The 24,848-nt window shown below is 30.6% G+C and carries 19 protein-coding genes; 15 read left to right on the top strand and 4 right to left on the bottom strand.

Going from position 1 to position 24,848, the window contains the following annotated elements; all coding sequences use genetic code 11:
• Positions 1-81: 81 nt before the first annotated feature.
• The 11 genes from ACFQZW_RS11720 to ACFQZW_RS11670 all read left to right on the top strand — a co-directional run bounded on the left by ACFQZW_RS11720 (position 82) and on the right by ACFQZW_RS11670 (position 15,452).
• Positions 82-3,840, top strand: a complete 3,759-nt coding sequence (locus tag ACFQZW_RS11720) for an efflux RND transporter permease subunit (RefSeq protein ID WP_090120019.1) — start codon at positions 82-84, stop codon at positions 3,838-3,840.
• A complete protein-coding gene (locus tag ACFQZW_RS11715; protein ID WP_090120021.1) occupies positions 3,840-5,066 on the top strand; it encodes a TolC family protein in 1,227 nt (408 codons plus the stop codon). The genes ACFQZW_RS11720 and ACFQZW_RS11715 overlap by 1 nt, the downstream gene beginning before the upstream one ends.
• A gap of 10 nt (positions 5,067-5,076) precedes the next feature.
• A complete protein-coding gene (locus ACFQZW_RS11710; RefSeq protein ID WP_090120023.1) occupies positions 5,077-5,439 on the top strand; it encodes a heavy-metal-associated domain-containing protein in 363 nt (120 codons plus the stop codon).
• A 9-nt stretch (positions 5,440-5,448) separates the two neighbouring features.
• On the top strand, positions 5,449-7,941 hold the full coding sequence (locus tag ACFQZW_RS11705) for a heavy metal translocating P-type ATPase (protein WP_298288728.1): 2,493 nt from the start codon (positions 5,449-5,451) through the stop codon (positions 7,939-7,941).
• A 4-nt stretch (positions 7,942-7,945) separates the two neighbouring features.
• Positions 7,946-9,712 (top strand): efflux RND transporter periplasmic adaptor subunit, encoded by a 1,767-nt coding sequence (locus ACFQZW_RS11700; RefSeq protein WP_298265634.1) that lies wholly within the window; start codon positions 7,946-7,948, stop codon positions 9,710-9,712.
• Positions 9,713-9,748: 36 nt separating this feature from the next.
• The gene (locus tag ACFQZW_RS11695; RefSeq protein ID WP_090120026.1) at positions 9,749-10,012 is read left to right on the top strand and encodes a heavy metal-binding domain-containing protein; all 264 of its coding nucleotides are present in this window, start codon (positions 9,749-9,751) and stop codon (positions 10,010-10,012) included.
• A gap of 1,603 nt (positions 10,013-11,615) precedes the next feature.
• Positions 11,616-12,020 (top strand): DUF6943 family protein, encoded by a 405-nt coding sequence (locus tag ACFQZW_RS11690; protein WP_090120369.1) that lies wholly within the window; start codon positions 11,616-11,618, stop codon positions 12,018-12,020.
• A gap of 64 nt (positions 12,021-12,084) precedes the next feature.
• Positions 12,085-12,438, top strand: a complete 354-nt coding sequence (locus ACFQZW_RS11685; protein ID WP_175454741.1) for a DUF2493 domain-containing protein — start codon at positions 12,085-12,087, stop codon at positions 12,436-12,438.
• Between the two features lie 215 nt (positions 12,439-12,653).
• Positions 12,654-13,778, top strand: coding sequence for an SAVED domain-containing protein (locus ACFQZW_RS11680; protein ID WP_386783196.1), 1,125 nt, complete (start codon positions 12,654-12,656; stop codon positions 13,776-13,778).
• Positions 13,772-15,016, top strand: a complete 1,245-nt coding sequence (locus tag ACFQZW_RS11675) for a nucleotidyltransferase domain-containing protein (protein WP_090120028.1) — start codon at positions 13,772-13,774, stop codon at positions 15,014-15,016. Before ACFQZW_RS11680 ends, ACFQZW_RS11675 begins: the two co-directional genes overlap by 7 nt.
• Positions 14,997-15,452, top strand: a complete 456-nt coding sequence (locus tag ACFQZW_RS11670) for a hypothetical protein (RefSeq protein WP_386783194.1) — start codon at positions 14,997-14,999, stop codon at positions 15,450-15,452. Before ACFQZW_RS11675 ends, ACFQZW_RS11670 begins: the two co-directional genes overlap by 20 nt.
• 248 nt (positions 15,453-15,700) lie before the next feature.
• On the opposite strand, the gene ACFQZW_RS11665 is transcribed toward ACFQZW_RS11670, so the two are convergent.
• Genes ACFQZW_RS11665 through ACFQZW_RS11655 form a run of 3 tightly spaced genes read right to left on the bottom strand, consistent with a single transcriptional unit; the run spans position 15,701 to position 17,094 of the window.
• Entirely contained in the window at positions 15,701-15,940 is a 240-nt protein-coding gene (locus ACFQZW_RS11665) for a hypothetical protein (RefSeq protein WP_090120029.1), read from the bottom strand.
• A 3-nt stretch (positions 15,941-15,943) separates the two neighbouring features.
• Positions 15,944-16,339 (bottom strand): DUF5675 family protein, encoded by a 396-nt coding sequence (locus tag ACFQZW_RS11660; RefSeq protein ID WP_090120030.1) that lies wholly within the window; start codon positions 16,337-16,339, stop codon positions 15,944-15,946.
• The gene (locus ACFQZW_RS11655) at positions 16,339-17,094 is read right to left on the bottom strand and encodes a hypothetical protein (protein WP_090120031.1); all 756 of its coding nucleotides are present in this window, start codon (positions 17,092-17,094) and stop codon (positions 16,339-16,341) included. The genes ACFQZW_RS11660 and ACFQZW_RS11655 overlap by 1 nt, the downstream gene beginning before the upstream one ends.
• Before the next feature lie 159 nt (positions 17,095-17,253).
• Between ACFQZW_RS11655 and ACFQZW_RS11650 the strand changes: the two genes are divergently transcribed.
• The 3 genes from ACFQZW_RS11650 to ACFQZW_RS11640 all read left to right on the top strand — a co-directional run bounded on the left by ACFQZW_RS11650 (position 17,254) and on the right by ACFQZW_RS11640 (position 20,141).
• Complete coding sequence (locus ACFQZW_RS11650; protein WP_090120032.1) at positions 17,254-17,457, top strand: hypothetical protein; 204 nt, start codon at positions 17,254-17,256, stop codon at positions 17,455-17,457.
• A gap of 380 nt (positions 17,458-17,837) precedes the next feature.
• A complete protein-coding gene (locus tag ACFQZW_RS11645; RefSeq protein ID WP_386783190.1) occupies positions 17,838-19,520 on the top strand; it encodes a GMC oxidoreductase in 1,683 nt (560 codons plus the stop codon).
• Positions 19,521-20,141 carry a gluconate 2-dehydrogenase subunit 3 family protein gene (locus tag ACFQZW_RS11640; RefSeq protein WP_386783188.1) on the top strand — a complete coding sequence of 207 codons (621 nt, stop codon included), beginning with the start codon at positions 19,521-19,523 and terminating at the stop codon, positions 20,139-20,141. It begins immediately after the preceding gene.
• Between the two features lie 17 nt (positions 20,142-20,158).
• Here ACFQZW_RS11640 and ACFQZW_RS11635 read toward each other — a convergent pair whose 3' ends face one another.
• Positions 20,159-24,283 (bottom strand): hybrid sensor histidine kinase/response regulator transcription factor, encoded by a 4,125-nt coding sequence (locus tag ACFQZW_RS11635; RefSeq protein WP_298288740.1) that lies wholly within the window; start codon positions 24,281-24,283, stop codon positions 20,159-20,161.
• A gap of 308 nt (positions 24,284-24,591) precedes the next feature.
• Between ACFQZW_RS11635 and ACFQZW_RS11630 the strand changes: the two genes are divergently transcribed.
• Positions 24,592-24,848 (top strand): twin-arginine translocation signal domain-containing protein (locus ACFQZW_RS11630; RefSeq protein ID WP_386783185.1); only part of this gene is annotated, 257 nt, incomplete at its 3' end.

The following is a 24,848-nucleotide window of genomic DNA, read 5'->3' as shown; positions in this document are numbered from 1 at the left end:
CCTATGGCTGTAAAGTTATAAGGATAATTTGTTGTATTCGGTGTTTTTAACACCATTGTCTAATTGTTTAAAATCAAACTTATGCTAAATAAAAGCATTAAATTTTTAATAGAAAATAAACTGGTAGCAGTATTATTACTAGCACTGTTTATAGGTTGGGGTATCGTAAATGCACCCTTTAATTGGAATACAGGATTTCTTCCTAGCGATCCTGTAGCAGTAGATGCAATTCCCGATATTGGTGAAAACCAACAAATAGTATTTACAAAATGGGACGGTCGTTCACCACAAGATATTGAAGACCAAATAACCTATCCATTAACAACATCATTACTTGGTATTCCAGGGGTAAAAACCATTCGTAGCTCATCTATGTTTGGCTTTTCAAGTATCTATATCATTTTTGAAGAAGATATTGAGTTTTATTGGAGTCGTAGTAGAATCCTTGAAAAATTAAATTCCTTACCAAGTAATTTATTGCCAGATGGTGTTAACCCTTCATTAGGTCCAGATGCCACAGGATTAGGGCAAATCTATTGGTATACATTAGAAGGAAGAGATGAAAACGGAAATGTAACTGGTGGTTGGGATTTACACGAATTACGTAGTATTCAAGATTACTATGTGAAGTATGCGTTATCTTCTGCAAGCGGTGTTTCTGAAGTAGCGTCAATTGGTGGCTATGTACAAGAATATCAAGTAGATGTAAATCCAGAATTAATGCGTCAATACAATATTGGTTTACATCAAATTGTAAAAGCAGTAAAAGAAAGTAACAGAGATATTGGAGCGCAAACTTTAGAAATTAACCAAGCCGAATATTTAGTTAGAGGTTTAGGCTATATTAAATCTATTGCCGATATAGAAAATGCCGTTGTAACTTCTGAAAATTTCACTTCAATAAAAATAAAAGATATTGGCAAAGTATCACTTGGTCCGGCAACACGAAGAGGGTTGTTAGACAAAGAAGGTGCTGAAGTAGTTGGTGGTGTGGTTGTAGCTCGTTATGGTGCAAACCCTATGGAAGTTATCAATAATGTAAAAGCCAAAATTGAAGAACTTAAAGGAGGCTTACCTACTAAAGAATTAGCTGATGGAACAGTTTCTCAATTAACATTGGTTCCCTTTTATGATAGAACAGAACTTATTGAAGAAACCTTACACACTTTAAACGAAGCATTAACACTAGAAATATTAATTACAATTTTAGTAATTATTGTAATGGTCTTCAATTTAAGAGCATCCATATTAATTTCAGGTTTATTACCAGTAGCTGTATTAATGGTATTTATTACAATGAAACTCTTCAATGTAGATGCAAATATTGTTGCGCTTTCGGGAATTGCAATTGCTATTGGAACTATGGTCGATGTTGGAGTAATTCTCGCTGAAAATATGATTCGGCATTTAGATGAAGAAAAACTACGTTTAAATGAAGATGGCACACCACTAACAACAAATGAAATTGTATACAATGCCACTGCAGAAGTTTCAGGAGCAATATTAACAGCAGTTCTAACTACAATTATCAGTTTTGTTCCAGTATTTACAATGATTGGTGCTGAAGGTAAATTATTTAGACCTTTAGCTTTTACAAAAACAATGGCACTTTCAGCATCGTTAGTAATCGCGTTATTTTTAATACCTCCTTTTGCGGCCTTTTTATTCAGAAAAACGGTATTAAAAAAGACAGTAAGTTATTTTATAAATATTGCCCTAATTATTGCAGGAATTTCAGCTATAATTTTGGGTTATTGGCTTGGAATCATTTTAATTGCTTTTGGAGTTACAGGGATCTTAAATTTAAAAGGAAAACTTGAACCAAAAAATGTTAATTTAATCAACATAATAATTGCGGCTGCATCAGTAGTGCTTTTATTAACTGAATATTGGAGACCTTTAGGTGTTGAAAGAAGTATTCTTATAAACTTACTATTTGTAGCAATTATTTGCTTTGGAATATTAGGTATATTCTCTGTTTTAAGAAAGTATTATGCGCAAATTTTAAAATGGGCTTTAGCTAATAAATTAGCATTCTTAATCATTCCAACTACAGTGCTTATTTCAGGTATTTATATAATGAATAACACTGGAAAAGAATTTATGCCTTCTCTTAATGAAGGTTCATTCTTACTAATGCCTACTTCAATGCCACATTCAGGTGTTGATGAAAACAAGAGAGTTTTACAACAGTTAGATATGGCAGTTGCTAGTATTCCAGAAATTGAAACAGTTGTTGGTAAAGCAGGTAGAACAGAATCAGCATTAGATCCTGCACCATTATCTATGTACGAAAATATTATTCAGTACAAATCTGAATATATGAAGAATGAAAAAGGTAAAAAACAACGATACAAAGTAAATGACAAAGGCTTATTTGAATTAAAAGATGGTCGATTAATTCATAACGAAAATATAGCTGTCAGTTCGAGCGCAGTCGAGAACAAAGCGATTATAAAATCAACTTTATTAAATGTCCAAAGCTCTCAATTAATTGAAGATAATGATGGTGAATTTTACAGAAATTGGAGACCTGAAATTAAATCTCCTAATGATATTTGGAACGAAATTGTCAAAGTTACAAAGTTGCCTGGAGTAACATCAGCACCTAAATTACAACCTATTGAAACTCGATTGGTAATGCTGCAAACAGGTATGCGCGCACCAATGGGAATTAAAGTAAAAGGACAAGATTTAAAACAAATTGAAGCTTTTGGCTTGGAATTAGAAGCTATCTTAAAACAAACTGAAGGTGTAAAAGAACAAGCCGTTTTTGCAGACAGAATTGTTGGAAAGCCTTATTTACTTATTGATATTAACAGAGAAAAAATTGCACGTTATGGTATTTCTATAGAAAATGTTCAAGAAATACTTAAAGTTGCAATTGGCGGTATGCCAATAACACAAACAGTTGAAGGAAGAGAGCGTTATTCCGTAAGGGTGCGTTATCCAAGAGAGTTAAGAGCAAACCCAACAGATTTAGAACAAATTTATGTTCCTGTAGAAAAAGGAAGTCCAGTTCCTTTAAGCGAATTGGCAACCATTCGCTATGAACAAGGTCCCCAAGTTATTAAAAGTGAAGATACTTTTTTAGTGGGTTATGTACTGTTTGATAAGTTAGATGGTTTTGCTGAAGTAGATGTTGTTGAAAATGCACAAGCCTTATTTCAACAAAAAATAGCATCGGGTGAATTAATAGTCCCTAAAGGAATTAGTTACAAGTTTACCGGAACTTATGAAAATCAAATTAGAGCTGAAAAAACACTAGCTGTGGTTGTACCATTAGCATTAGCCATTATCTTTTTGATATTGTATTTCCAGTTCAAATCAGTAACAACTTCTTTAATGGTATTTACAGGAATTACCGTAGCATTTGCAGGTGGTTTTATAATGATTTGGTTATATGGGCAAGACTGGTTTTTCAATTTCAGTTTGTTTGGTGAAAATATGCGAGAGCTATTCAATATGAAAACCATCAATTTAAGTGTGGCAGTTTGGGTAGGTTTTATTGCACTATTTGGTATTGCTACAGATGATGGTGTGGTAATGGCAACCTATTTAACACAAACTTTTGATAGAGACAAACCTACGAATAAACAAAGTATTAGAAGTTCTGCTTTAGCAGCTGCTGAAAAACGAATAAGACCTTGTTTAATGACAACAGTAACAACAATTTTAGCCTTGTTACCTATTTTAACTTCAACAGGAAAAGGTAGTGATATTATGATGCCAATGGCAATTCCAATTTTTGGTGGAATGGTTATAGACATTACTTCATACTTTATAGTTCCTGTTTTGTATAGCTGGAGAGAAGAATTAAAACTTAAAAAAACAGCATAATGAAAAATCTAAAAACAGCCTTTATTTTAAGTGTATTACTTATCACAGTTAACACAAATGCACAACAATTAGAAACGCTCTTAAAAGAGGCATTTAATAACAGTCCTACAATTCAGAAGTTTGAATTGCAATATAAAATTAAAGCAGAAAAAGCGAACGAAGTAAATACACTTCCAAATACAGAATTTGGGCTTGGATACTTTGTAAGTGAACCTGAAACAAGAACAGGAGCACAACGTTTTAAAATTTCAGCAAAACAAATGTTACCTTGGTTTGGCTCAATTACCGCTCGTGAAAATTATGCCAATTCGTTAGCTGATGCTTCGTTTGAAGATATAGTTATTGCCAAACGAAAATTAATAGTAGCTGTATCACAATCCTATTACAATTTATATGAAAATAAAGCAAAGCAACAGGTTTTGATTGAAAATATTGAACTATTAAAAAACTATGAAACAATGGCTTTAACTTCTGTTGAGGTAAATAAAGCCTCGGCAGTAGATGTATTAAGGTTACAAATGCGACAAAATGAACTAGATAAATTAAAACAATTATTGCATCAGAAATATATTGCAGAACAAACAACATTAAACAAGTTGTTGAATCGTGATAAAGCTATTGAAGTTCGTATTGAAAACAATCTTGAAATACCTGCTGATGATTCTTTTTTAAATACAAATAGTTTAGAGTTACATCCCGAATTATTAAAGTATGAAAAATTGTACAATGCGGTTGAAAAGTCAGAATTATTAAATCAAAAAGAAAGCAACCCTTTAATTGGTTTTGGATTAGACTATGTCAATGTAGAAGAAAGACCAGATATTACAATAAGCGATAATGGCAAAGATATTTTAATGCCAATGGTTTCAGTATCTATTCCAATATTTAATAAGAAATACAAATCAAAAAGTAAGCAAAACAACTTGCAGCAGCTTGAAATAAAAAACGAAAAACAAGAGCGTTATAACAAATTACAATCTTTACTTGATGCTGCTATTAATGAAAGAATTTCAGCAAAAATTAGTTACAATATTCAAGCTAAAAACTTAAAGCAAGCCGAAAATGCTGAAGATATTCTAATTAGCAATTATGAAACCGGAACTATTGATTTTAATGATGTTTTAGACATACAAGAGTTACAGCTAAAGTTTCAAATAAATCAAATAGAATCAGTTAAAAATTATTACAATCAAAGTACAATCATCAATTATTTAATTTCAAATTAAAACTTAAAAAATGAAACATATAAAATCAATACTAATAATCATATTCATATTTACAATCAACATAACATTTGCTCAATTAAAAACAGAAGAGTTTAAGGTTGAAGGTAAATGTGAAATGTGCAAAAACAGAATAGAAAAAGCAGCCAAATCAGTTAAAGGTATAAAAACAGCTAATTGGAATGTTGAAAGCAAAATGTTGAAAATTACATTTGATCTAAAAGAAAGTAGTGCCTACGAAGTAGAGCAAGCAGTTGCAAAAGTTGGACACAGCACAAAATATGTAAGTGCTTCTAAAAAAGCTTATAATTCACTACCTAGTTGTTGTAAATACGAATTGACAGATGCAAAAAAAGGATGTAATCATTGTAATTAATTAATCGTTATGAAACACACATTTCACATACACGGTATGACTTGCAACGGTTGTCGCAGTCACGTAGAAGAAACACTTTCTAAAGTAAAAGGTGTTTCAAAAGCAACAGTTGATTTAGAAAAAGCTGAAGCTACAATTGAAATGGAATCACATATTCCGTTAAAAACATTTGAAGAAGCCTTAAAATATGATGGTGGCAGGTATAGTATTCATAAACTAGGAGTTCATATACCTAAAAAAATAAAAGAAAAAGAACTTCAGAAAGGAGAAGGAAGTGGTACTTACTATTGTCCAATGCATTGTGAGGGAGATAAAGTTTATAACAAAGCTGGTGATTGCCCAGTATGCGGTATGGATTTAATTGAAGAGAAAAAAATGGTTGCTTCAAATATTCAGTTTACCTGCCCAATGCATCCAGAAATCATAAAAGACGAACCTGGATCTTGTCCAATTTGTGGTATGGATTTGATTCCATTAGAAGCGGATGTATCTGAAGAAGATAAGACTTATAAAAAGCTGCTAAATAAGTTTTGGATTGCTGTTTTATTTACAGCTCCAATTTTTTTAATAGCTATGTCTGAAATGTTAGAAAATAATCCATTGTATACAGTTTTAGAACAAAACCAATGGAATTGGATTCAATTCATATTATCAATTCCAGTAGTTTTTTTTGCTACTTGGATGTTTTTTAGACGTGCTTGGACATCAATAAAAACATTGAACCTAAATATGTTTACCCTAATTGGAATAGGTTCTGGAATAGCTTGGATTTTTAGTGTTTTTGCAATGATATTTCCTAATGTTTTCCCTGAAGATTTTAAAACTTCAGAAGGAAACGTATTTGTATACTTTGAAGCAACTACAGTTATTTTAACATTAGTATTACTAGGGCAATTGTTAGAAGCAAAAGCGCATAGCCAAACAAGTGGAGCAATAAAGGAATTATTAAAATTAGTTCCTTCCACTGCAACATTAGTAATTGATGGAATTGATAAAGTAATAGCTATTGATAAAATTGAAAAGGGTAATTTATTACGAGTTAAACCAGGTGAAAAAATCCCTGTTGATGGTAGTATTATTGAAGGCCATAGTAGTATTGATGAATCTATGATAACAGGAGAACCTATTCCTGTAGATAAAAATGTAGATGACAAAGTAAGTTCAGGTACAATCAACGGTACAAAGTCGTTTATAATGAAAGCTGAAAAAGTCGGTTCAGAGACCTTACTTTCTCAAATCATTCATATGGTAAATAACGCAAGTCGTTCTAAAGCACCTATTCAAAAGTTAGCTGATAGAATATCAAAATACTTTGTTCCAATAGTAATGATTGTTTCAGTAATAACATTTATCATTTGGGCTGTATTTGGTCCCGAACCTGCTTATGTTTTTGCATTTGTAAATGCAATAGCTGTATTAATTATTGCGTGTCCTTGTGCATTAGGATTGGCTACGCCAATGTCTGTAATGGTAGGTGTTGGTAGAGGTGCTCAATCTGGTGTATTGATTAAAAATGCGGAAGCATTAGAGAAAATGAATAAAGTAGATACACTTATTGTTGACAAGACAGGCACGATTACAGAAGGAAAACCATCAGTTGAAAAGGTAATAGCAACAGACTCTATAGATGAATCTATTTTAGTACAATACATAACATCTTTAAACCAATATAGCGAGCATCCGTTAGCAGCAGCAATCGTAAACTATGGTAAATCAAAAAACAGTTCAATTACTAAAGTAAGTGATTTTGAAGCTGTGGCAGGAAAAGGAGTTATAGGTAAAGTCGAAAATAAAAATATTGCTTTAGGTAATGATAATTTATTAAAGCAATACACAATTACTATTTCTGAAAGTTTATCGAATAAAGTTATAGTAGAACAAGAGCAAGGTAAAACAGTTTCATACATAGCAATAGATAATAAAGCAGTAGGATATGTCACAATTTTCGATGCTATTAAAACTACAAGTCAAAATGCTATTAAAGAATTACAAAATAATGGCGTTGACGTAATAATGCTAACAGGTGACAATAAGAATACTGCAAAATCTGTAGCTAAACAACTAAACCTAAAACACTTTAAAGCAGAATGTCTTCCACAAGACAAATTAAATGAAATAAAAATGCTTCAAAATAAAGGGAAAATAGTTGCAATGGCAGGAGATGGTATTAATGATGCACCTGCTTTAGCACAATCTGATGTTGGAATTGCAATGGATAAAGGTACTGATGTTGCTATTGAAAGTGCATCAATAACATTAGTAAAAGGCGATTTACAAGGTATTGTAAAAGCTAAAAAATTAAGTCACGCTGTTGTAAAAAATATAAAACAGAACCTGTTTTTTGCATTTATATATAATGTTTTAGGTGTTCCTATTGCAGCAGGTATTTTATATCCATTTTTTGGATTATTACTATCACCAATGATTGCAGCTTTAGCTATGAGTTTTAGCTCGGTCTCGGTAATTGTAAACGCATTAAGATTAAGAAATATTAAAATTTAAAAAAATGAAAAAATATTTAATTTATATTGGCATATTAGCTGTTGGACTTCTTCTGGGAAAGTTCCTGTTCAATGATTCTTCAAAAAATAAAACAGAACATAATCATACTAGCACAACAGAAACAAATCAAATGTGGACGTGTTCAATGCATCCACAAATAATGCAACCAGAAGCAGGTGACTGTCCTATCTGTGGTATGGATTTAATTCCTGCCGAAGCAGGTGCTGATGGTTTGTCTGCAGATCAATTCAAGTTAACAAAAAATGCAATGGCATTAGCCAACATTCAAACAACAAAAGTTGGTAAGCATTTAGCTGAAGATAATGTGCTTAAATTATCTGGTAAAATTGCAGTAAATGAAGAAGTTAATTCAGTTCAAGTCAGTTATTTTTCAGGAAGAATAGAAAAACTAAATGTAAATTTTACTGGTGAAGAAATTCGTAAAGGACAATTATTAGCAACTATCTATTCACCTGAATTATATGCTGCTCAACAAGAATTATTAACTGCAATTTCATTAAAAGAATCTCAACCAGAATTGTACAATGCCGTTCGTAACAAATTAAAATTCTGGAAACTATCAGATAATCAAATAAACCAAATTGAAGCCTCTGGAAAAGCAAAAGAATTTTTCCCTGTGTATGCAACAGTTTCAGGTACCGTATCTGAAAAATTGGTTGAACAAGGTTCAGCAATAAAACAAGGACAACCTTTGCTGAAAATATCAAACTTAAGTACAGTTTGGGCAAATTTCGATGTGTATGAAAACCAGATAGGCTTATTTAAAATAGGTGAAGAAATTACGATAACTTCTAACGCATACCCTAATAAAGAGTTTAAAGGAAAAGTAAGTTTTATTGACCCCGTTTTAAATACTAAAACCCGTACGGTAACTTTAAGAGTTGTATTAAAAAATAAAAACAATGAATTTAAGCCAGGAATGTTTGTTGAAGGTAAAGTAAATAATGCCACATCAAATACAAATGATATACTAATGATACCTGCATCGGCAGTTCTTTGGACTGGTGAAAGGTCTATAGTTTATGTAAAAACCAATCCTAACGAACCTGTTTTTGAAATGAAAGAAATTGTTTTAGGGAACCAAATTGGAACAAATTATCAAGTTTTAAAAGGTCTAAATAATGGTGATGAAATAGTATCAAATGGTACGTTTACCATAGATGCTGCTGCCCAACTACAAGGTAAAAAAAGTATGATGAATAAAACTGGCGGAACTACAATGACAGGTCACGAAGGGCATCTTGGTATGGAAAATAACATTTCAGATGCTACAGAACATTATGAAATTAATAAACGATTAGAAGCTCCAAAAGAATTTCAAAATCAATTAAAAACAGTGTATGAGAACTATATCATTCTTAAAGATGCATTGGTAGAAGACAATTCAAAAGAAGCTACAAACAGTGCCAAAAAGTTAATTTCAAGCATTCATAAAATAAATATGAAATTACTAAAAGGCGAAGCACATAAGCATTGGATGACTGTAGAAAAAGAAATTAAATCTTCAACAATCGCTATTTCAAATACTGATGATATAAAAGTTCAAAGAGACCATTTTAAGCATTTATCTTCTCATTTAACCAAGGCAATTCAACTATTTGGAATAAACGAAATAGTATATGTAGAATTTTGTCCAATGGCAGATAACAATAACGGTGCATATTGGTTAAGCAAAGAAGAAAAAGTTCTTAACCCTTATTTTGGAGATGCAATGCTTAAATGTGGTGAAGTAAAACAAGTAATAGAATAAATTAAAACAATTATTAATATTTTAAATTTTAAAACAATGAAAAAAGTAATTTTAAGTATAACTGTAGTAGCTTTATTCGTAGCTACAAGCTGCAAAACAGAAACAAAAAAAGATAAAGAGCCTGTAAAAACAGAAGCCAAAAAAGAAATGGCAATGGAAGTTTACCAATGTCCTATGGATTGTGAAAAAGGCAAAACATACGATGAGAAAGGAAATTGTCCAGTTTGTAAAATGGATTTAAAAAAGGTAGAGAAACACGCTAAACATAATGATGAAGATCATTCAGGTCATAATCATTAGAAACTATAAAAAGAGTCCTCAAAAGGGGCTCTTTTTCATAAAATAATAAACACCCCATCTACAGCAGTATTTTTTTAATCTTTACGTCATTCTGAACTTGTTTTGAATCTCATCTTTAAAAGTTAGTCAAGTTCACAACAAACCAAAAATACAGCTTCCAATTCCGCACAGTAAGAGCTTGAAAAAAGCACTTACTTTTTGCCTTTGCGCTTTTCAAATCCGTTTCCATAAGTAACAATAGAACAAAATAGAAACATTCGTGCAGGTAATAAGGTGTTCGCAATACGCACCATTTTGTTACATAAAATATATCTGCAAGGTAAATCCAGAAAAGTACGTCATTCTGAACTTGTTTCAGAATCTCATCACTATAAGTATAGATATAGTTTTAAAACCTTGCATATACCATAAATAGCACTAATTCGTCCACAGTCCTCATTTAGCACTAGTTCATTTATTTTACTTCACACATTCCACGCATCACTCACGCATAGCTATCTTTTACCCCTAAAACCCAATAAGGTATAAATGCATTTTTATTAGGGGTAAACCGCTATTACACTATTTTCGCTCGCCTGCTGCTCACTTCGGGCTAATCAGGTTGTCACAGTTTTTGAAGGCATCCATTTTGCATATAAAATAAACCGCCTGTCCTCACGAATGTGGGTATCTTATAAATGTATTCTTCAATTTTATTTGATTCTGCATCGATAGGTATTTAGCGGATTTATTACATATTGCAAACGCGCACAAGAGCAAAGTATTCCATTAAATTTATAGGATTAATAATTATTTAGTATTTAAAATACACTCACAAAAACGACCTATTAAAATAGCTGTAGAAATACAAGTTATCGAAACGTATGAGTAATCCAAAGAGCGAAGCGGCCTGGAGTCGAAAGTGAGGTAGCGTAGTATTCAAAGCTATTTTAAGAAGTCTTGATTTTTTGTTTCGTTTTGCATCAAGGCAAAATGAATATGACTAACAATTAATATCACTACATAAATTGCACTTGTTTTTCCAACCGCTTCAAAAACTCCGCCAACCTTGCGTGTTCCACGTAGTCGTAGCACGTACTTATGCCGATGGCAACGTACTCTTGCTCCAACACCCTCGTTCAACTCGCTGCGGCTCGCTTTAATGCTTCGCGATTACCTGCTAAAAGAAACTTAAAAACATTATATAAAACGATACTACAAATAACATAATTACAAATTATCTAAATTCTTCAACATTTATTCAATGTAGTTAAAAACATATTTTTGATTCCAATCAATAGCAGTTAGTTTTTTAAAAAACAACTTCAAAATATCTCTTACATAAAACAAGTATTTAGGTTCAAAGTAAAAATAAAAAACATAGCAAATATCGGTTGTTACCATCTCCAGCCGCTTTCTGCCTTTCAAGGTCAAGCCCGTTGGGTTTTGAAAAAAACCTCCACCTCACAATATTTTTAGTAATGATTTCAACTATCAATTTAGGTAGTGTTTTTTACAAAAAACCTTGACAGTCATATCCACACAACCTAGCTGTGGCTATCTTTTTTCTTTTGTTTTCTGAAAAAATTATGTGCGCGAAGCGCATAATTTTAAATGGAGAACTATGTCAACTTATGAAATCAAGACACACCAGGAAGGAAGAACCTACAACAAACCACACTTTTTTATTTTAAACAAAGGTTTAAATAGTGGTAGGCCAATGGAGCAACCTTGCCCAAACTGTTTTGTAATCACAACCGCTTCAGAAGAAACTCGGGAGTCTTTGTATTACCTATGTTTATCACTTAAAACAGGTCAATTCTTTGGCTACTATTTAAAAGGTAGTGTTATTCCGTTTATCTGTATTTCAGATGCAAAAACGGTAATAAATACAGCCTTACAAAATTACGAGCTGCAGCAATGGGAACTAAAAGTTGAAAAGCTTAAAAAAATTACAGCCTTTGAGCAAAATCTAGAATTGCAATTGCAAGCGATTTCAAAATTAAAAATTGCCTTGTTGAGGTCTTGAATTTTTTCTTGTCATTCCTGCGTAGGCAGGAATTCAAACCAACAACAAAAAACCAATAACTAGAATGATGAAACTAATAATTGCAGGAACCAGAACCTTCAACGACTACAAAAAACTATGCACCGAATGTGACAACATTCTCCAAGATCAAAACAATATTGAAATTGTTTCTGGAGCCTATTACAGAGGAGCCGATAAACTTGGAGAACAATACGCAAAAGAAAGAGGATATAAAATAATAAGATTTCCTGCAGACTGGAATAAATACGGAAGAGCTGCAGGACCAAAGAGAAACCAACAAATGGCAAATTATGCTGACGCATTAATTGCCTTTTGGGATGGAAAAAGTAGAGGCACAAAAAATATGATTGATTTATCGAAACAATTGGGTTTATACTTGAAAATTAGTTGTTATTAATAAGCATTTTAAAATAACCCATATTAATAATCAATTTAAATAAACGGATTCTATTGTTATATAATTTCATTTACTGTAATTTAGTAGAAAAATAATTGCTAACTATATCATATTAATTTAATAAAATAGGTAGCCTAGATGTATATCTGGTTTTAACCTAATAACTAATGGAATTAATTTGTATTAACAAGTTCTATTCTATTTGAAAAAAAACTATGAGTACAACAAAAATACCTGATAAAATTATAAAACTTCTTCTGATAAAATCGGGAGGAAGATGTCAATATAAAGGTTGTAATATTTCATTATATCAGGACTTGGTAACAAAACGATTTTTCAATAAAGCATATTTAGCACATATTGTTGCAGATTCTCCAGATGGACCAAGAGGAGATATAATTCGGTCAACCTTACTTGCAAAAGAATTATCGAATATAATGTTGCTTTGCGATACACACCATAGACTCATTGACAGAATAGAAGTTGATGAACATCCAGAGTCACTTTTGTTAGAAATGAAAAAAGAACAAGAAGAACGAATTGAACGAATAACAGCTATAAACCCAAATAACCAAAGTCATATAATTACATACAAAGCAAATGTAGGAGAACATACTCCTGTTTTAATATATGAAACTGTAGTAGAATACCTTCTGCCTGAACACTATCCTGCACAATCTAAAACAATTGATTTAGGTCTGACAGATAGTCCCATTAGAGATAAAGATGAGGAATTTTGGATAACTGAAGTAAAGGTTTTAATTGAAAACTTCAATCAGCGTTTAGTAAATTCAATTAGACAACAAAATATTAAACATATATCATTATTCGCATTTGCTCCAATGCCTTTACTTGTCAAATTAGGAACTTTAATCAATGACATACAGAATGTTGAGATTTATCAACCAATCCGTAATCCAAAGACTTGGAAATTATCCAATGATTCAATTGATACGATTTATAAAATAATCAAACCAAAATCTATTAATCCGATAGTTGCTTTAAACATTTCATTAAGTGCAACAATCAACAACGAAAGAATTACAAAATTACTAGGTGATGATTGTTCAATTTATACATTAACAATTGATAAGCCATTTAATGATTACTTGCAATCCAAAATACAACTTCAAGATTTTAGTATTGCTATGAGGCATCTTTTTGATGAAATCAAATCAAATTATACTTCAAAAACTGAATTACACATATTCCCTGCTATGCCTATAGCTATAGCAATTGAATTAGGGAGAATTTGGATGCCAAAAGCAGATATGCCTTTAACAATATATGATGAAAACAAAACTTTTGATGGTTTTAATAAAACAATAAAAATATGCTAACAATAGAACAAAAAAAACAATTCAATGATATTTTCGAAGAATTAAGTAATAATCTTGATATTTCGGAAACTCAACATAATAATGCTGTTAAAAGTTATCAAGCGGTTGGAAATTGGTTATCACAAGAGGGTACTGTATTGGCTAAATATAAACCTCAAATATTAACACAAGGTTCTTTTTTATTAGGCACAGTAATTCAACCAATAAATGATACTGATGATATTGATATTGACCTTGTTTGTGAACTAACAGGGAAAAATGCAGATTGGTCGCAAAAAGACTTAAAAAGAATAGTTGGAGCAAGATTAAAGCAAAATGATGTTTATAAGGAAATGCTCGACAAAGAAGGTCGTAGATGTTGGACTTTAGAATACAGAAAAGAATCTGATAACCTAAAGGAAAAGTATCATATGGATATCCTTCCTTCAATTATTAGTGAAGGCTATTCAATGATATTAGAAAAAGCATTTTCGCATACAGATATTAGCAATGTTGACAATTTAGCAATAAGGATTACGGACAATGAGTCTGATAATTATGATTTTGACTCAAATACAGAAAATTGGTTAAAAAGTAATCCTTTTGGTTATGGTAAATGGTTTTTTAATAGAGCCGAAATTTCTATCAAAAAAATGTTTTCTCTAAATGAATCTATAAAACCTGCTCCAGAATATCAACAGAATAAACTCCCATTACAAAGAGCAGTACAGATATTAAAAAGACATAGAGATATAATGTTTAATGGTGATGAGGATAAACCAATATCAATTATTATAACTACGCTATCAGGTAAATCATATAACCAAGAAGAAAACTTGATTGATGCAATTAAAAATATAATTAATAAAATGCATCTCCATATCGAAGAGAGATATAATAATGATTTAAACAAAACAATAAAATACATCCCAAATCCAGTAAATGAAGAAGAGAATTTTGCTGACAAATGGATTCAATATCCACAAAGAGAAAAGAATTTTTATTTATGGTTGGATAAAGTTAAAGCTGATTTTTCAAATATTTTATCTAAAAGTCAAGGATTACAGTTTATCAATGAATCGATGCAAAATCCTTTTGGAGAAAAATTGACCACTAAAACTTTTAGTAGTTATGGCGAAAGACAAAGAATTAATAGAGAAAATGGAAATCTAAAAGTATCTTCTATTACAGGAACAATAGGTGCTGTTGGCACTAAAATTAAAAATCATAATTTTTACGGTGCAGAAGAGAAAGAATAAAAGAGTATCACTAATTATACAAGAAGGTAAATTGAAATCTGTTTATGCAAATAGTAAAATAAGTAGAAATAGAGAAAATAGTTTAAAATGGGTTGGCGTTATAAAACCAACTCCATTGAGTCAAGAATATGAGGTTAAATTAGTTTATCGTATTAATAAAGGAGTTGACGTTTATATTACAAATCCTAAAGAATTAATGTTATACAATGGTAAAAAAGAATTGCCACACGTCTACTCAACAAAAAAGCAAAAACTGTGCTTATATTTCCCAAAGTATAGAGAATGGACTGTTGAGCAGTTATATACTGACTCTATTATACCTTGGACTTCTGAATGGTTAATGCATTATGAATTATGGTTAATTACAGGGTTTTGGAATGGAGGAGGAAAGCATCCGCCTAAAAATAAAGAAAAGGATAAAACAGAAAAAGAATAAAAAACTGCATACAACAATATTTAAAAAAGCCTGGTTAAAAAAATAACTAGGCTTTTTTATTTATTAGAAAATAATCGCTTCAAAAAATAAGAAACAAAAAAACTAACCACTGCACCAATAACAGCCATAACAACGGTAAAAATTACATCGTTTATGCTAATGTTTAGTGCAGTGGATAGCAAAGTCCCACCAATAACCCCAGACTTTATTTGAATATTGTTTTCCAATTCAATTTCTAAATTTAAGAGTTAGTCAATTTTAGAATCTAGATCCTTTTCTTTCTTTTTATCAGAAACAACAGCTTGGCTTACAGCCGTAGCAACTGTTCCGGCAACTGTTAAGTATGTTGCAACTGTAACTACTGCAGCTGGCAATGAAATTGGAGCAGCAATAATAACACCACCTGCGGTGGCCAATGCAATTCCAATGTTTCTTAATTTTCTAAAAAATGGAGGAGTCGGTTTTTTATATCGTTCTTTAAGTTTCATAAGTTATGATTTAATAGTTAATATTACTTTTTCTTTTCGCTCAAATGCTTGGTAGCATAGCGATACAATTTTTTTAAATAATAGTTTTGAAGTAGTTCCTTTTCCAATACCAGATAAATAGGTAACCGGAGCAATACAACCACGTAATTCTTTTAAAGCATCATTTGCTGGATGAATTAATATTAAGCTTCTATTAATTACATTTTCAAGGATTAAATGATGTTTAAACTTTTCAGAAAATCGAGGTTTTAATACGTAAGTTCCTTCTGGAATACACGAAACAGATTTTTGGTTTTTTCTCCAGGGCAATTCAATGGTAAATCCTAGAAATTTAGAATTCAAGAAAAGGACACTATTCGTGCCCTTTTCAAAATAGGTTCTATGTAAAACCAATTCCATTATACCGTATCAATTTTTACAACTGATAAAGCATTGTAGGTTCCGTTTTTCAACGAATACATTTGTCCGTTTACCTCTTGATAAAATTCAATTCCCAATACAATAAATACAGGGTGTGTTGAATTTGCTGGAGCAGTAACAGTTAAAGCAATAGCAGCTGTGTTAGCACTGTCATAAGGTAAAATAGCAGTTTCATCATTTTCAAAAGAAGAAACTTCATTTTCAAAATCAAGTTCAGCAGCTCCTGTAACTACTTTAAAATGTGTTGTTCCAGAAGGTGCAGCAATTCTTATTGCAGGAGCAAAAGCAGCCAAGTCAACAGAGATATCCCCACTTACTCTGTCGTAAGTTGTTGAAAATGGAGCAAACAACGTAGAACCAAGTTTACCATTCAAATTAAATTCGAATCCTTCCAAAGAACTCAAAACACCATCTTGAATAGTTCTCAATCCACGAGCGTTAGTCGTATCTGTTTTAACTACTTTTAATAAGTCAGTAGTTAATCTACTAACCACTCTTTTGTCTTTTGCATTTTGCAAAAGAATACGAATTGCATTACGTAGAACTTTACCACCTTTACCTGCTCTTCCAAATTCAGAACCATTTTCACGAGTTCTTTGAAACGCAGGATCATTTGCAATTCTAGATTTGTCAACACCACCTTTTTCGCGAGCAAGGTGTCCATCACTCGTTTTGTAAAAGGAAATTCCACCAATGGTTCCTTTTAATTTAATAATACCGGTTTGTTTAGCCATAATGTTATAAATTTTAAATTCTCAACAAATGAAGCTATCTTTATAAAGGAATTAAAAAACCGAAATCCATCCATTCCGAAAACATCCTTTTTATAACAAATAAGGGTGTATAGGTAAAGTATAAATACTAGTAGGATAAAGTATAGATAGAGTATTAAAATGAAGATAGTAAGAGCTTGTATTTACCCAAAAGACATTCAATGCATCACTGGACGTAGTGAACGCTATGGAAGAAAATTATTGAATACAATCAAATTACATTTCGGAAAACAAAAACATCAATTCATTACTTCAGAAGAATTTGCAGAATATAGTGGTATTAAGCTTGAAATTGTAAACGATTATTTGAGAAAAGTATCATAGTATTTGACATTGTTTGGTGCTATTTGTAGTATTAAAATCGTATATTTGTTAGTGAGATTGAGAGTTAAAACCAATCAATGGATATCAATGGTTAGGTCAACAAATCGGTCAACAAAAATTTAATGGAGTAGGGAAGTCCTTATAAATAAAGAGAAATCTCCAAAGGTTCGAATCCCTTCCTCTCTGCTGAAAAAATAAGTTTGCTCAACACTAATGTGTTGAGCTTTTTTGTTTATAATTTTGATTTAAAAAGTATTAAAAAAGTTAATCTAACTACCAATTTAGACATAAATTTCCTCCTTTTTTAAGACTATATTTTCTTTTTTTGTGTAAAGTAGACTTAACAATTTTTAAGTTATTAAGGAAAAGATAAATTTAAGATGGTTACATACGATGCTATTGTAATTGGTACAGGAATCTCAGGTGGATGGGCCGCAAAAGAACTTTGTGAACAAGGACTTAAAACTTTGGTGCTAGAGAGAGGAAGAATGGTAAATCATATCACGGATTATACGACAGCCAATATGGATCCTTGGGATTTTAAGTATCAAGGTTTAAGCAATGCAAGTGAGCTTGAGAAGCAGCAAAAACAAAGGAGAACAGGTTTTGTTACTCATCCAAGTATCAAACACTGGTTTGTAAATGACCTAAAACATCCTTATAATGAAGATAAGAGATTTGATTGGATTAGAGGTTATCATGTTGGGGGACGTTCTATAACATGGGGAAGACAGTGTTTAAGATTAAGTGATTTAGATTTTGAAGCTAACAAAAAAGATGGTATTGCTATTGATTGGCCTATTAGGTATAAAGATATTGCACCTTGGTATGATAAAGTTGAAGAATTTATTGGAGTTTGTGGAGAAAATTTAGGTTTACCTCATTTCCCTGACGGAATTCTCTCACCACCAATGGATTTAAATTGTGTTGAAAATGAATTTAAACATAAGATAATTGAAAATTATAAGGATAGACAACTTACCATAGGTCGTTTTGCAAACCTTACAGGTGATAAAGTACATTTAGGCAGAAGTAATTGCTTGTATAGAAATAGGTGTATGAGAGGCTGTCCTTTTGGAGCTTACTTTAGCAGTAATTCGTCAACACTTCCAGCAGCTCAAAAAACTGGAAATATGACACTGAGGCCAAATTCAATTGTTTCAAAAATTATTTATAACGATAAAAACGGTGTGGCTGATGGAGTTGAAGTGATTGACGCTGAAACCCTAGAAAAAATTGTTTTTAGGGCTAAAGTAATTTTTTGCTGTGCTTCTACGGTTGCCACTACCTCAATTTTATTGAATTCTAAATCTGAAAGATATCCAAATGGTTTGGGTAATGATAGTGGCGAATTAGGTCATAATTTAATGGATCATCATTTTAAAGTTGGTGCTACTGCTATTGTTGAAGGTTTTGATGATAAATATTATAAAGGAAGAAGACCAGCGAGTTTTCATATTCCTAGATTTAGAAATTTATCTGGAAATAAATCTGATCATAAATTTATAAGAGGATATGGATTTCAAGGTAGTGCAAGCAGAAAAAATTGGACTCGAGCTATAAATGAACTTAGTTTTGGAGAAGAATTAAAGGAAGAGTTATTTAAGCCAGGGCCATGGAAGATTGGAATGAGTGGCTTTGGTGAATGTTTGCCTTATCATGAAAATAAAATGTACTTAAATTATGATAAGCTTGATCAATGGGGGTTACCAACGGTAATTTTTGATTGTGAATTTAAAGAAAATGAAAGGGAAATGAGAAAAGATATGCAACAAGAGGCTATAAAAATGTTTCAATTGGCGGGGTTTAAAAATGTAGAAGGTTTTGATGAACCTTGTTATCCTGGACTTGCAATTCATGAAATGGGAACAGCAAGAATGGGAAATGATTCAAAAACTTCAGTGTTGAATAAAAACAATCAAATTCATGGGGTGCCTAATGTTTATGTTACAGATGGTTCTTGTATGACTTCCTCAGCTTATCAAAATCCATCGCTTACCTATATGGCTTTAACTGCTAGAGCAGCTAACCATGCGGTAAAGCAATTAAAAATTAACAAATAAATGAACAGGAGAGATTTACTTAAAACAACCCCTTTTTGGTTAGGCTCTGTTATTGCAACTCCTGCTATAATGCAACTATTAACTTCATGTAGTCAAAAAGAGAACTTATCTTGGAAGCCACTTCTTTTAGATAACAAACAGGCTTTTGTTCTTGAAAATATTGTAGATATTATTGTGCCAGCTTCTAAAACTATAGGTGCTTTAGATGTAAATATTCCTCAATTTATTGATTTAATTTTAAAAGATGTTTTTTTTGAAAACGAACAACAAATTTTTTTAAAGGGTGCGCAATATTTTAAAACTAAGTTTGAAGCGATGTTTAAAAAAGAAGTTGAAAATGGAAGTCGAGAAGATTTTTTACATTTAATTTCTATATTTTTTAAAATTTCTGCAGATCAACAACGTCAAATATTTGAATTATTAAACAAAGCAGAAGACAAGGTTAAAAATAAAGAGTTATACTGCATTTATAAATATTTAACTTTTATTAGGCACTATACACTTTTTGGCTATTATACTTCTGAAAGTGTTGGAAAAGAAATACTACACTATGATCCTATTCCAGGTTCTTATCTATCTTGTGTGCCACTTTCAGATATTGGAAACGTATCGTCTATTTAAAAATAAAAAACTTGTTTTTAGGCATAGGTATCTAATTTATATTTTTTAAGATAATTTTCTGAACCTGTTTGGAGTGCTTCTTTTTTAAAAGTATTTGGCGTTTTTCCAAAGTGTTTTTTAAAACATTTTGAAAAGTATTTTGGATCATTAAATCCTGAGATATAAGCAGCTTCAGAGATACTATAACCATATTTTGCAATAACTATAGCAGCTTTTTTTAAACGTAGTAAGCGTACGAGGTCTACCAATCCTTCGCCAGTTAATGCTTGACATTTTCTATAAAGAACTGAGTAGCTTACATTTAATGCTTCAGCTAATTCTTCCATTTTAAAATTGGGATTTTCAATTTTAGAATTAATAGCCGCAATTAAATTTTCTAAAAAAATATCATCGTTTGATTTATCTATATTAATCTCTGGATTACTAATTACTTCTTTTTTAAAGTTAGAAATAATGTGTTCGGTAGATTTTATGATGTTGTTAATTTTTAATAATAGCTCATTTGTATTAAAAGGTTTATTAATAAATTCAATAGCTCCAGATTTTAAACCTAATATTTTTGATTTGGTAGAATTTTTGGCAGTTAATAAAACTATAGGAATGTGTTTTGTGAGTTTATCTTTTTGAAGCAACGTGCACATTTCAATTCCGTCCAATTCAGGCATCATAATATCACTTAAAATAATGTCTGGATGATTACTTTTTGCATAATAATAGCCTTCTTTTCCATTTTCAGCTAAAATAACGTTATAAATAGGAGAAAATAAATCTTTTAAAAGATGTTGTAATTCAAAATTATCTTCTACAATTAAAATTGTTTTATGGTGTTTTAAGTTGTTTGGTTTTTCTGTGTTTTGAACCTCTTCTTCAATAGCTTTTATATTGTAAGTGTTAGTTTCTTCAGTAACAATACGTTCTTCTTCTAAATAAGCATCTTTAGTAATAGGTAAAGTAACGGTAAAAGTGGTGCCTTCAATTGTAGATGAATTTACTTCAATTTTCCCTCTATGTAAGTCAATTAGCTCTTTTGTTAAAGCCAGTCCAATACCAGTACCTTTGTTTTTTTTACCTGCTTTTGATTGATAAAAAAGCGTAAAAATATTTTTCATTTCTTCCTTTGAAATGCCTGGTCCAGAATCGGACACAGCAATTTTTATGGAGTTTTTATTATTTATTGGTAAGGCAATAAGTTGTATGTTGCCTTCTTTAGGTGTAAACTTAAATGCGTTGGCTAATAAGTTATAAATAATATGTTCAAACTTGTCTTTATCGTACCAAACTTCTGATATATTTTTTGGGCAATTAATAGTAAAGTCTATATGTTTTAGCCTTGCTTGTTCTTTAAAAGAAAGAGCAATGTCATTTATTTCCTTGCATAAATTGTTTTTGGTTACAAATAATCTAATTTTATCTAACTCTTTATTTCTAACAGTGGTAAGTTCAAAAACTATTCTTGATAAACGTTTTACGTTATTAGAAATAATTTGAAGACGTTGTTTTAGTAAAAGGTTTCCATTTTCTTCTGCACGCATTAACATATTATCTATAGGGCTTGATATAAGAGTAAGAGGAGTTTGAATTTCGTGCGACATTTTAGCAAAAAAGTTCATTTTTAATGCATGTAATTCTTTTTCTTTATTATAACTAATTGTTTCAGAAATTAATTTTTTCTTTAAATCGTACCATTTTTTTATTAGTAAACCTATGAATGCTAAAATTAAAAAATAGAAGAAATATGCAATAGGTTTATTCCATAAAGGTTGAGTAATTCTGATATCAATTTTTTTTGGAGGAATGTTCCATACACCATTTTTAGAGCTTGCTTTTACTTCAAAAGTATAATTTCCAGAGGGAATATTGGTATAGGTAGCTAGCTGTTCTTTTTTGGCAGTTATCCATTCATCATTAAACCCTAACAATCTATAAGCATAGTTGTAATTTGGATTTAAAACATTATCAATAGCAGAAAACCTAAAAGAGAATGAAGATTGGTTAGGTTGCAGTTTTATTTTTTTTAAGTAAGCTATGTTTGAGGTAATTTGTTTTGGAATTAAAGAATCTGCAGGTTGATTTAAAATTTCTAAAGAATGAATATACAGTTTTGCTTTAGATTCTTTTTTTGAAATTTCATTGGGTTTAAAACTATTTAAGCCATTTATTCCGCCAAAATAAAGAATTCCTTCATCATCTTTAAAAGCACTTCTTGGTAAAAAGAAATTATCTTGAAGACCATCAATTCCTAAATATTTATTCACTATAGAATCTTTAATGTTAAAGTGTAAAATACCATTTGAAGAACTTAACCAAAGATTATTTTCATTTTCGGCAAGTACAGATCTTAAATCAATATTTTTAAAAGAAGGACAATTTTGAAAAGATTCGTACTTGTTTTTTGTTGGGTCATATTTAAATAGTTTACCATGTGAATTTATCAACCAAATAAATCCTAAACTATCTAATTCCATAAATTTTATTCCTGGAATATCATTGCTATATTCTTTTTCATTATAATAACTTACATAAGCAAAACTTGAGTTTTTAATATCTGATACATTTTCATCAAATCTAAAAAGACCACCTTTAAAGTATCCAATCCATATGGTTCCTTTTTTATCTTCAATAAAACTTTCAGCGATACTTCCTTTTAATCCTTTAGTATTATTATCAAAAGAGGCCAGTAATTTTAAATTACTTGAATATATAGTTAATGAAAGGTTAGATGCAACCCATATTCTTCCTTTAGAGTCTTTAAAAACGCTTCTTACATCTGAAGCTTTTTGTAATAGTGAGTTTTTTATAGGAATGTTATTAAATGTTTTATTTTTTGAGTTGTAGTGCCATAACCCATTTTTATAGGTGCCAATCCACATATTTGATATATCATCCTCAATAATTGACTGAATATAAAATCCTTTTTTTTGTTGATTACTTGTAAAGTATTGTTTTTTAGAACTTACACCGTTTACTGTTTTAATCTCTGTTAAACCAGTGCCATCAGTACCTGCCCATAAAGTACCATTTTTACTTTTGTATATTGATAAAACTCTTGATGGTGTATTATTAGCAGAACCCTCATAATAATTAATTTTATTATTAACTTCTGGTAAAATATTTAAACCCCCATAATTTGTGGCTACCCAAATATTCTCGTGAGCATCTTCATAAATATCAATTACAGTGTTACTACTTAAGGAAAATTTATTATTATTTTGGTGTGTATATAATTGAATGGTTCCTTTTTGAGAATGAATTCGATACAATCCTCCACCATCAGTACCTGCCCAAATATAGCCCTTACTATCACAGTAAAGTGTAATAAACATTTCATTTTTTATTTTATAAATAGGCTTTTTAAAAAGAGCGTCCTGAACAAATTTTTTCTCATTTATATCATAAACAAATAGTCCAAATGTTTCTGTTCCTATCCATAATTTATTGGATAAATCTACAGTAATATATAAGTTTCCTGGATAGTCTGAAAATGGCCCATTAAGGATACTTAATTTATTCTCTTTATTAGAATAATGAAAAATTTTCCCTTTTTCAGTACTTATAAATAAGTCATTTGATTCAGTTTCAACAATTTGTAATATTTCTAAAACATTATAAGCAATATTAGGTATTGAAGTTATTTTATGAAGTTTATTATCAGTGTAATTATACTTGTAGATGTCTCCTTTTTTTGTTCCTAGAACAACCGACTTTTTAGTTGTATGTATTACCTGAACTGGTTTTCCTTTTATAGCATCTATTTGTTTGTAATTTCCTAAAGTATCACAAATAGCTGCCAATCCATTTTTAGTGGTAATCCAAATATTGTTTTTAAAATCTTTAGTAATATCATTTATATAATCATCAGATTCTTTTTGTTCAAATATTTCATTAATACTTGTGTAAAAATAATTATTACCGTCATATTTTGCATATCCTGAAGAATAGTTCAACCAAATATAGCCATTTTGGTCTTGGATAATTTCACTAATATAAAGAGCTCTTTTATTTTGAGTTGGTGATAAGTGAATAAAATTATAGTGCTCCTGACCTATAAAATTTAAACTATTTAGTAATAGATAAATAGTAGTAAATAATAATTTGAAGGAGCGTTTTTCGTTCTTAAAACTCTTTAAAATAGGTTTTGTCATTTAATCCAAATTTAATTTAGCAACCTGCTAAAGCACTTAATTTTAATTTATTACGGGATAAATATATGAACATTTGTTTTTATAAGCATGTAAAATTGATGATTTATCCTCTTTAAAAGTGTAAAAATTAATCATAAAAGAGGATAAATTTTACATAAAAGACTTTTTATTAAAAATCACTACTTGTTAGCTAAAAATATCTACTTGTTTTAAAAATCTAATCATCACTTTTGAGAAACTAAAATTGAGTTTTCTAACCAAAGAGATGTCGATAATAAACTTAATAAACTGATAATTTTTATATTACAATGAAATCAAGAAGAAACTTTATAAAAAATACAGCAATTGCTGGAGCTGGACTTACCCTGCTACCAAACATGTCATTTGGATTAAATTCCAATGTATTTGGAAAAGATCAAAAAATCAGAGTAGGGATGATTGGAGTAGGCTTACGTGGCACCAATCATTTAAATAATGTCTTGTTAAGAAATGATGTATTGGTCACAGCCATTTGTGATATTGATCCCAATAGAATTTCCATTGCATTAGACCGAATAGAAAAAGC

Source organism: Lutibacter aestuarii, assembly GCF_042676885.1.
GTDB classification, from domain to species: Bacteria; Bacteroidota; Bacteroidia; order Flavobacteriales; family Flavobacteriaceae; genus Lutibacter; species Lutibacter aestuarii.
This window is presented reverse-complemented; position numbering and strand designations above follow the sequence as displayed.